13 protein-coding genes and 1 tRNA gene are annotated in these 7,991 nt (G+C 42.4%); 12 read left to right on the top strand and 2 right to left on the bottom strand.

Translation table 11 applies throughout. From position 1 onward, the window contains the following. Nucleotides 1–206 precede the first annotated feature (206 nt). The 12 genes from A3CS_RS0106620 to A3CS_RS0106565 all read left to right on the top strand — a co-directional run bounded on the left by A3CS_RS0106620 (nt 207) and on the right by A3CS_RS0106565 (nt 6,364). The gene (locus A3CS_RS0106620) at nt 207–863 is read left to right on the top strand and encodes a P22AR C-terminal domain-containing protein (RefSeq protein WP_015971219.1); all 657 of its coding nucleotides are present in this window, start codon (nt 207–209) and stop codon (nt 861–863) included. Nucleotides 864–949: 86 nt separating this feature from the next. Then, the gene (locus A3CS_RS0106615; protein ID WP_015971218.1) at nt 950–1,225 is read left to right on the top strand and encodes a hypothetical protein; all 276 of its coding nucleotides are present in this window, start codon (nt 950–952) and stop codon (nt 1,223–1,225) included. Next, the gene (locus A3CS_RS0106610) at nt 1,215–1,469 is read left to right on the top strand and encodes a hypothetical protein (protein ID WP_015971217.1); all 255 of its coding nucleotides are present in this window, start codon (nt 1,215–1,217) and stop codon (nt 1,467–1,469) included. Before A3CS_RS0106615 ends, A3CS_RS0106610 begins: the two co-directional genes overlap by 11 nt. 2 nt (nt 1,470–1,471) lie before the next feature. Next, a complete protein-coding gene (locus tag A3CS_RS0106605; protein WP_015971216.1) occupies nt 1,472–1,771 on the top strand; it encodes a hypothetical protein in 300 nt (99 codons plus the stop codon). 11 nt (nt 1,772–1,782) lie between these two features. After that, the gene (locus A3CS_RS0106600; protein ID WP_015971215.1) at nt 1,783–2,676 is read left to right on the top strand and encodes an ATP-binding protein; all 894 of its coding nucleotides are present in this window, start codon (nt 1,783–1,785) and stop codon (nt 2,674–2,676) included. Next, complete coding sequence (locus A3CS_RS0106595) at nt 2,673–3,296, top strand: hypothetical protein (protein WP_015971214.1); 624 nt, start codon at nt 2,673–2,675, stop codon at nt 3,294–3,296. Before A3CS_RS0106600 ends, A3CS_RS0106595 begins: the two co-directional genes overlap by 4 nt. Further along, a complete protein-coding gene (locus A3CS_RS0106590; protein WP_015971213.1) occupies nt 3,289–3,471 on the top strand; it encodes a hypothetical protein in 183 nt (60 codons plus the stop codon). The genes A3CS_RS0106595 and A3CS_RS0106590 overlap by 8 nt, the downstream gene beginning before the upstream one ends. A gap of 32 nt (nt 3,472–3,503) precedes the next feature. Further along, nucleotides 3,504–3,989 carry a hypothetical protein gene (locus A3CS_RS0106585; protein WP_015971212.1) on the top strand — a complete coding sequence of 162 codons (486 nt, stop codon included), beginning with the start codon at nt 3,504–3,506 and terminating at the stop codon, nt 3,987–3,989. Between the two features lie 66 nt (nt 3,990–4,055). Beyond that, nucleotides 4,056–4,712, top strand: coding sequence for a hypothetical protein (locus A3CS_RS0106580; RefSeq protein ID WP_019518340.1), 657 nt, complete (start codon nt 4,056–4,058; stop codon nt 4,710–4,712). Between the two features lie 54 nt (nt 4,713–4,766). Further along, complete coding sequence (locus A3CS_RS0106575) at nt 4,767–5,081, top strand: hypothetical protein (RefSeq protein ID WP_015971210.1); 315 nt, start codon at nt 4,767–4,769, stop codon at nt 5,079–5,081. Nucleotides 5,082–5,096: 15 nt separating this feature from the next. After that, nucleotides 5,097–5,444, top strand: coding sequence for a helix-turn-helix domain-containing protein (locus tag A3CS_RS1000000112270; RefSeq protein ID WP_015971209.1), 348 nt, complete (start codon nt 5,097–5,099; stop codon nt 5,442–5,444). Next, on the top strand, nt 5,330–6,364 hold the full coding sequence (locus tag A3CS_RS0106565; RefSeq protein ID WP_233112506.1) for a tyrosine-type recombinase/integrase: 1,035 nt from the start codon (nt 5,330–5,332) through the stop codon (nt 6,362–6,364). The genes A3CS_RS1000000112270 and A3CS_RS0106565 overlap by 115 nt, the downstream gene beginning before the upstream one ends. A 23-nt stretch (nt 6,365–6,387) precedes the next feature. Here A3CS_RS0106565 and A3CS_RS0106560 read toward each other — a convergent pair. After that, nucleotides 6,388–6,463, bottom strand: a tRNA-Ala gene (locus A3CS_RS0106560). Between the two features lie 78 nt (nt 6,464–6,541). Beyond that, nucleotides 6,542–7,987, bottom strand: a complete 1,446-nt coding sequence (gltX, locus tag A3CS_RS0106555; protein WP_005547624.1) for a glutamate--tRNA ligase — start codon at nt 7,985–7,987, stop codon at nt 6,542–6,544. Nucleotides 7,988–7,991 lie beyond the last annotated feature (4 nt).

Here is a 7,991-nt window from a genome sequence, read left to right as displayed (position 1 = left end):
TAGCCGAAAATCAGCAAATCAAACCCTTTAAAGGGGTACATCAATTTGATACCCCCCTTTCAAAAGTAGTCAATGATGAACTGGTTGAGGGATCGAAAGATCGCCGTTTACACCGTGTTACGGTACGCCAACCTTGATCAGTTCATCACCAGTAATTGGCGTTACTCGTGATGAAGTTTTAAAACTTAAACACGGAGACAGTCAGAATGACTACATTAACTTTTCAAAGCACAACTCTTTCGGCTATTCATCAAAACAATCAAATTTGGCTAACGGTTACAGAGATTGGAAAAGCATTAGGCTATTCAGATCCTTTTAAGTCGGTCAAAAATATCTACGACCGCCACGCCGACGAATTCACCCCACAAATGACCGCACTTATTGATATGCGGACAAATGGCGGAATCCAAAAAGTGCGCATCTTCTCCTTGCGCGGCGCACACCTCATCGGCATGTTAAGCCACACCAAAGTAGCCAAAGACTTCCGCCGCTGGGTGCTGGATATTTTAGACCGCGAAGCCCAACAGCCGAAACAACTTGCCCTGCCGCAACCGGAGAAGACATATACCGTCACGCTAACGGAATATGAACTGCAAACCGTCGCTTGGGCGTGCTTCGCATTCCGACGCAACAACAACCTGCTGCACGAGCTTTACAGCCCGCTTGCTGCCATCGGTTCAAAATTCGCCGTCGAAGCAAGAGATAATGCTGTTGAATATCGCAACACACTACGCCGCTTCAACGAAGTCGTGAAACGTATCACCGTCGACATTGAAGCAGATCCAGAAACAAACTGGCGCGTACTGAAGCATATCCGCAGCTTTAACGAAAAAATCTTCGGCAGGGTCGATACCGACATTTAAAACAACACAAAATCCGACCGCACTTTTTAAGCCTGCGGCGGATTTTCACACCTCAAATTCAGCTTTTAACTAACAAGGAAACTACTATGAAACAAATTATTACAACCGCACTTATAGCAATTATCACCGGCGTGATGATGTTATACGCCGTTGCATTAATCACTATAACCGCTCACGCAGATAACACAACAGATTATTGCGATAACGGTATGGGTCAGCAAATCTCCACCGATTGGGAGGCTAAGGCCAAAGCCGAATGGATAGCCGAATATGGAGACGCCCAGCCGAATTTAACAACCGAAAGTCTAATTTATTTAGAGAAACATACCGAACTTTTACAGGAGAAACGAAATGGCAAATAAGTATATGTTAGAAGTTTTACCAAATGACGGCGGATTTAGAGGCTTAATTATCGACACAAAAACAAAAATTGTGGAACGGCGAACGAGAATTCAAAAAACGAAAACGGATGCGTTTAATGCACTCTCCGAATTAGTAGAAGCGTTTTTAACGTCTTATCCCAAAGCTGATATTTTAGGAGTGTCGATGATAAACCAAGAAACCGCGATTAGTGCCTGCATGGTGCGCGGATTGTTTGAGGGTTAACTATGAACGGATTACAAACGGCATGGGAAAATCGACGTGAGGCTGAATATCATGCACGAATTGAAGCAGGCGAACGTTACGAAGCCGAACTTGAAGCCGAAAAAGCACGAATCGACGAACAAGCCCGCAACGGCGATGAAGTGCTGATTGACGCAATCAACAACGCAATCTCCACTAGCGACGATGATTTAAACCTCCAATGGTTAGCTATCGGCGCCGGCGCGTGGGATAAGTTAGAAACCTTACGCGATAATGCGATTGAGTTTGTGGCAAGAAAACAGTTAGAAAATAAAGTTTATTAGGAGAAGTCAATATGGCACTGAAAATTATTTCATCAGCACAACCGATCGAGGTTAAAAATATTATTGTTTGTTTATACGCTCCCCCGGGGGCAGGCAAAACCTCAACCGCATTTACAGCTTCAAGACCATTACTACTCGACTTTGATCACGGATCTTATCGCTCACAATTCCGCAAAGATACCGTGCAGGTTGATAGTTGGTCTGATGTAACAAACATTACCGAAGACGACTTAGCAACTTACGACACAATTATTGTTGATACCGTGGGGCGCGCGCTGGATATTTTAACGGCAGATATTGTTCGGCGTAATGTTAAAGGAACAACGCGCGGCGGTGGTGAGTTAACGCAACAAGGTTACGGCGCACTAAAACACGCATTCAGTTCATGGCTAACACAATTGCGCAGTTTTGGTAAAGATGTTGTTCTATTGTCTCACATGACAGAACAGCAGCAAAAAGATGAATTCGTAGAACGCTTGGATATACAAGGTAGCTCAAAAACGGAAATTTACAAAGTGGCGGATTTGATGGGGCGATTGCGCTTTGATGACACAAACAAAAGAGTTTTGGATTTTAACCCAAGCTCTACCGGGTTCGGTAAAAATCCAGTGCAATTTGACGCAATTCCGGTACCAAATTTCAAAGCCGAACCCAAATTCCTTGATGGCGTCATTAATAGGGTAAAAGACGGATTAAACAAACAATCCGCCGAAGCTGTACAGTCGCAAAAGGAATTAGATGATATTCACGCAAAATTTAGCGAGCTGATGACAATCGAGCAGTTTAATTCTGCAATCGATCCAAATATGTCGAACCTTCACAAAAAACTGCTATTGGACTATGCGCGGAAAAGCGGATTTAAATTCAACGCCGAAACAAAAGAATTTGAGGAAATTGAATCATGATCCGCATATCTGCTACACAACTTGAATCCTATCGGCGGTGGCTTGAGAACGAGGAAGCGACTATTGAAGAAATGATTGCTTATCTCGAAAAGAAAGTGATACCAAATGAAGCTATGCTTGCCGGTTCCGCCTTTCATAAGGTCTTGGAAGATTATGAAAATATGACACTAGCTTTTGTTGAGAAAGATGGCTTTAAATTCGATTTTAGCGAAATTGATACCGAAATTCACATCCCGCGAATAAAAGAATTCAAATTTGAAATCGCTAAACGCATAAATGATGAACTGGTTACATTCGTTGGCGTAGTTGATGCAATGGAAAGCGACTGTGTTTTTGATCACAAGCTCACTGCATACATTGACGCGGAAAATTACACCGACTCAATGCAGTGGCGGTGTTACTTATCTTGGCTGGGTATGAGTAAGTTTACTTATAACTTATTCCAAAAATACACCCCGGCAGCGGAACCGGATAAGTGCGTCATCAAGAGCGTTACACAGATTTCATTTTACCGCTATCCGGAGATGGAAAACGACGTGCTGCTATTAGCGACGCAGTTAGTGGATTTCATCAAGGCAAACGCTCCACATTTAATACAAATTGAGGTTAAAAATGGCTAACTTTATCAAGTTATCAACAATAAACAGCGTCATATTCATAAACATGGATTTAATTGAAGGCATGTCAAGAGACGACAGCATGACAAGTTTACATTGTTCCGGGGATGCTAATTCATATTACCGAGTGACGGAAACTCCAGAAGAAATTTTAGAAACTATGAAAGCCGCTGAATAAGTGGCTTTTTTATTAAAAATTAAGGTGGAAAAATGAAACTAAGTAAACAAGTAAAAGAAAACATATATAGCAAAATCATTAAAGCTCTTGATATTAAAAATGCGCATCAAATAGGCAAGGAGTTACAGGACGAAATAGACAAAGAGCAGCCGCGATGGTTTGTTGAATGGTACAAATCAACGCTTGAAAAAGCAACCGGACAAAAATTAAATTTTTACACCTATGTTAGCGTAACTATTGGATATTCCAGCGTTTCTTTATGGGTTGAGGTAGATTTCTTAAAAAGCAAAGGATGCAAGGCATTAATAGATAAAGCCAGATCAACTGCCGACGAAATCATTAGAGACCTAAAAAATTTAAAAGATACTATTTTGTCCGTTGATACAGACAAAGCGTTTCTAATAATTTTCCCACAGTGGGAATCGCAGCTACTGGAAAGTTTGCCGCCCCGTAAAGCGGGACTACCTGCTACTCCCGCCGATGTATCGTATCTAGACAAATACAAGCCAAAGAAATAAACAACCCTAACCAACCCCAAGCCCTCCACGTGAGGGCCTTTTTATTACTCAAAAAAGGACAATAAAATGTTGAATGAACAAGAAAAACACGCGTTTTTAAATGGCAATTACGGTATGACGCAATCGGGGGATAAGTGTAAACTGGTGTTAGTGGGCGAAACTCACCGAGATAATCCGTATTTGGTTATTATCACCAGAGGTGACGATTGGTCGTTGCAGTGGACTGACCAGGACCTATCATGTGTTGTCTCGCTTTGGCAAGACAAGCCCGAACAGTTTGATTTAGATCGGGCGCTGGGAGGCGAAGCTTTTGTGCTCGAAGGCGGAAACAAAGCTTTTTTGCTTAAAAAATTAAAAACGTTCAAATGTCATGATTTACTTGGTTATTATGAGTCCGAACCAGACTTAGAGATTGCGGCCGCATGGGATTATAAAGGTAATTTTGACGGTAGTCGTAGAGATTTAGACATTGTCGGCATGTGGCGAGAACCCAAGCCAATTAAGGCGCCTTTACGTGAATTGCCTAAGCCAATCTACGAGATACCGGATGGTGCAGAATATTTATACTATTTGGGGTCGGGTCTAAACCAAAAGCTGCTCGTAAAAAGCGTAAGAGCCAAAGAGCATTATCACTCGGCACTAGAGCATGGCAGATATTACAAATCAAAAGACGACGTAATCCAAGTTATTGAGATGTTAACTGGTAAACGGTATCAAGAGTAACAACAGACCGCGAAAGTGCGGTTTTTTATTTTTATCAAAACAGGAGAAATTCAAATGTTAAAATATTTTATATCTTGGTTATGTTCTTTTATCTATCCACTTAACGGTGTATATCTTGAGCTATGCACTAGCCTTTCTAAGCATAGTGAAGAATGGGATTTTGATGGTTATTACCTTCAGCATAAATCAAAAGAATTAACAATTCGTGGGTTCCAATATTTCTACGAAATGGAAATATCAATTAAAAACGGTCCAAGCACAAATATACCTCTTAAATACAAATGGCGATTGTATAAAGTGATAAATGATTTCATTCAGCAGAAATCAGGTGACAAGATAAGCGAAATATTAAACCGTGATATTGATTAGATAATAAGCGCACAAATGGGCTTTATTTTTGGAGAAATTATGGAATTAATAGGCACAGATAAAGCGGCAAGAATCCTTGATATGCACCCCGTCACACTACGGGAGATGGCAAACAAAGAAGAAATACCCGCTTACAAGATCGGCAGAAAATGGAAATTTGATGTTGAAGAGCTTGAAAAATTCTTGAAAAAGGATAAAGATCACCCCGAGCAAGAGGCGGGGCATAAGGAGAATATATGTCACGTCAAATCATCTCCCTCAAGAAAAGAGGGGAAATCTGGCATTACTCGTTCACGTCGCCAAATGGTGAGCGCGTACGCCGAAGCGCTAGGACTTCAGACAAAAATCAAGCGCAGCAATTAGCCTCAAAGGAATATAACGAATGCTGGCGAGTATTTAAACTTGGTGAGCGCCCAAATTATTCCTGGCAGGAAGCCGTAGTACAATGGCTTGATGAAAAGCCAAAGCGCAAACAAGATAGAAACATGCTTTACGGGTTAGTATGGCTTGATAAATATCTTGGTGATAAAAAACTCAACGAAATTGACCGCACTTTAATAAAATTCATCCAATATGAAAAAGCGAAGGAAGGCGTTAAGGCAAGAACAATTAATGCCGTTTTGCAGCAGATAAGAGTGATATTAAGAGCGGCGGTTGAGTGGGATTGGTTGGATAAATGCCCAGCAATAAAATTCTTACCTGAACCCAAACGACGTGTACGATGGTTGACCCAACACGAAGAAATAAGGCTCATAGAAGAATTGCCGGAGCACTTAAAGCCAATTGTTCAATTTGCTATTTTGACTGGGTTAAGAATGTCGAACATCACCCAGCTAAAATGGTCGCAAATTGACTTATCCAAAAGACAGGCTTGGATAAATTCGGAACAATCAAAAACAGGTAATAGCATTGGCGTACCGTTAAACGACAAAGCTATTGAAGTGATTGTATCACAATTTGGCAAGCACAAAGAAAACGTGTTCACATATAAAGGCAAGCCGGTTCGCATTGCAAACACTAAAGCGTTCCGTGCGGCATTACAACGAGCTGGAATCAAAGACTTCCGTTTTCACGACTTGCGCCATACTTGGGCGACAAGACACATTATGTCGGGAACGCCGTTATATGTGCTGCAAGAGTTGGGCGGGTGGAGTAAATCAGACACCGTGAGAAAATATGCGCATTTATCTGTTGAGCATTTACAAAACCACGCCAACAATGTTCAACTTTTTGCCACAAAATTGGCACAAACACAAAGAGGAAAAAACCTTATCAATAACTAACTAATTGATAAAGCTATAAAATTTGGTGGAGATAATCGGGATCGAACCGACGACCTCTTGAATGCCATTCAAGCGCTCTCCCAACTGAGCTATATCCCCGTAGGTGGCGGCTATAATAGATTCCGCCCCTTTGTCTGTCAATATTAAATTTTCAATTCAATGTTATCAGATTAAATATTAAGCGTTTTGCGCTTTAATAAAATCAATGGCACGTTGAATGCGGTTTAATACGCGTTCGCGTCCGATGCCGACCAGGGTGACATCCATTGACGGCGATTGTCCCGCACCGGTAACGGCAACACGCAAAGGCATCCCCACTTTGCCCATGCCGACCTCTAATTCGGCGGCGGTTTGTTCAATGGCTTCATGAGTGGAATGTAAATCCCAGCCGGAAAGTGCGGTCAGTTTTTCTTTTACTTTTTCGAGGGCCTCTACGGAACCGGCTTTGAAATGTTTTTTAGCCGCTGCTTCATCAAATTCGTCGAATTCTTCAAAGAAATAACGGCTTGCCAGCGCCATTTCCCGTAAAGTTTTGCAGCGATCCGCCAACATGGCAACAATTTCCGTTAATGCCGGACCGTTGGCGGTGTCAATACCAAGATCCTGATATTGCCATGCCAGATGTTTCGCTACATAGTCTGCCGGTAATTCACGAATATAATGATGGTTCAACCACAATAATTTTTCCGTATTAAACGCACTGGCGGATTTGCTGACGGAATGCAAATCGAACAATTCAATCATTTCTTCACGGGTGAAGATTTCCTGATCGCCGTGTCCCCAGCCTAAGCGTACCAAATAGTTGATGAGCGCTTCCGGCAGATAACCTTCGTCGCGATATTGCATGACGCTCACCGCGCCATGGCGTTTGGAAAGTTTTTGCCCGTCATCGCCGTTAATCATGGAAACGTGGGCATACACCGGAATCGGTGCATCGAGCGCTTTTAAGATGTTAATTTGACGTGGGGTGTTGTTAATGTGGTCTTCGCCCCGCACAACATGGGTAATGCCCATGTCCCAGTCATCCACCACCACGCAGAAATTGTAGGTCGGTGATCCGTCGGTGCGACGGATAATCAAATCGTCCAATTCGCTGTTGCTGATTTCAATGCGTCCGCGCACAGCGTCATCAAAAACCACGGAACCTTCCGTCGGATTTTTAAAACGCACAACGTGCGGTTCGTCAGCAGAGTGATAGGCGTGATCATGCAAGCAATGACGGTCATAACGCGGTTTTTCTTTATTTTTCTCTTGTGTATGACGCAACGCATCCAAGCGTTCTTTAGTGCAGTAGCAACGGTATGCCAAGCCTTGTTCAATCATTTGATCAATCACCTGATTGTAACGATCAAAACGTTTGGTTTGATAATACGGACCATGTTCCCATGCCAAATCCAGCCATTCCATCGCTTCTAAAATAGCTTGCGTCGCTTCTGGGGTGGAGCGTTCCAAATCAGTATCTTCGATACGCAACACAAATTCACCATGGTTATGTTTTGCATATAACCAAGAATAAAGTGCGGTTCTGGCACCGCCGACATGTAAATAACCGGTCGGGCTTGGCGCAAAACGGGTACGCACTTTCACATTTGGATCCAAATCAAATAATGCCTCTAATTTCATTTTA

This window comes from Aggregatibacter actinomycetemcomitans DSM 8324 (assembly GCF_000372365.1).
GTDB classification, from domain to species: Bacteria; Pseudomonadota; Gammaproteobacteria; order Enterobacterales; family Pasteurellaceae; genus Aggregatibacter; species Aggregatibacter actinomycetemcomitans.
Note: the sequence above shows the minus strand (reverse complement) of the source record. Positions and strands in the feature narration are given on the sequence as shown.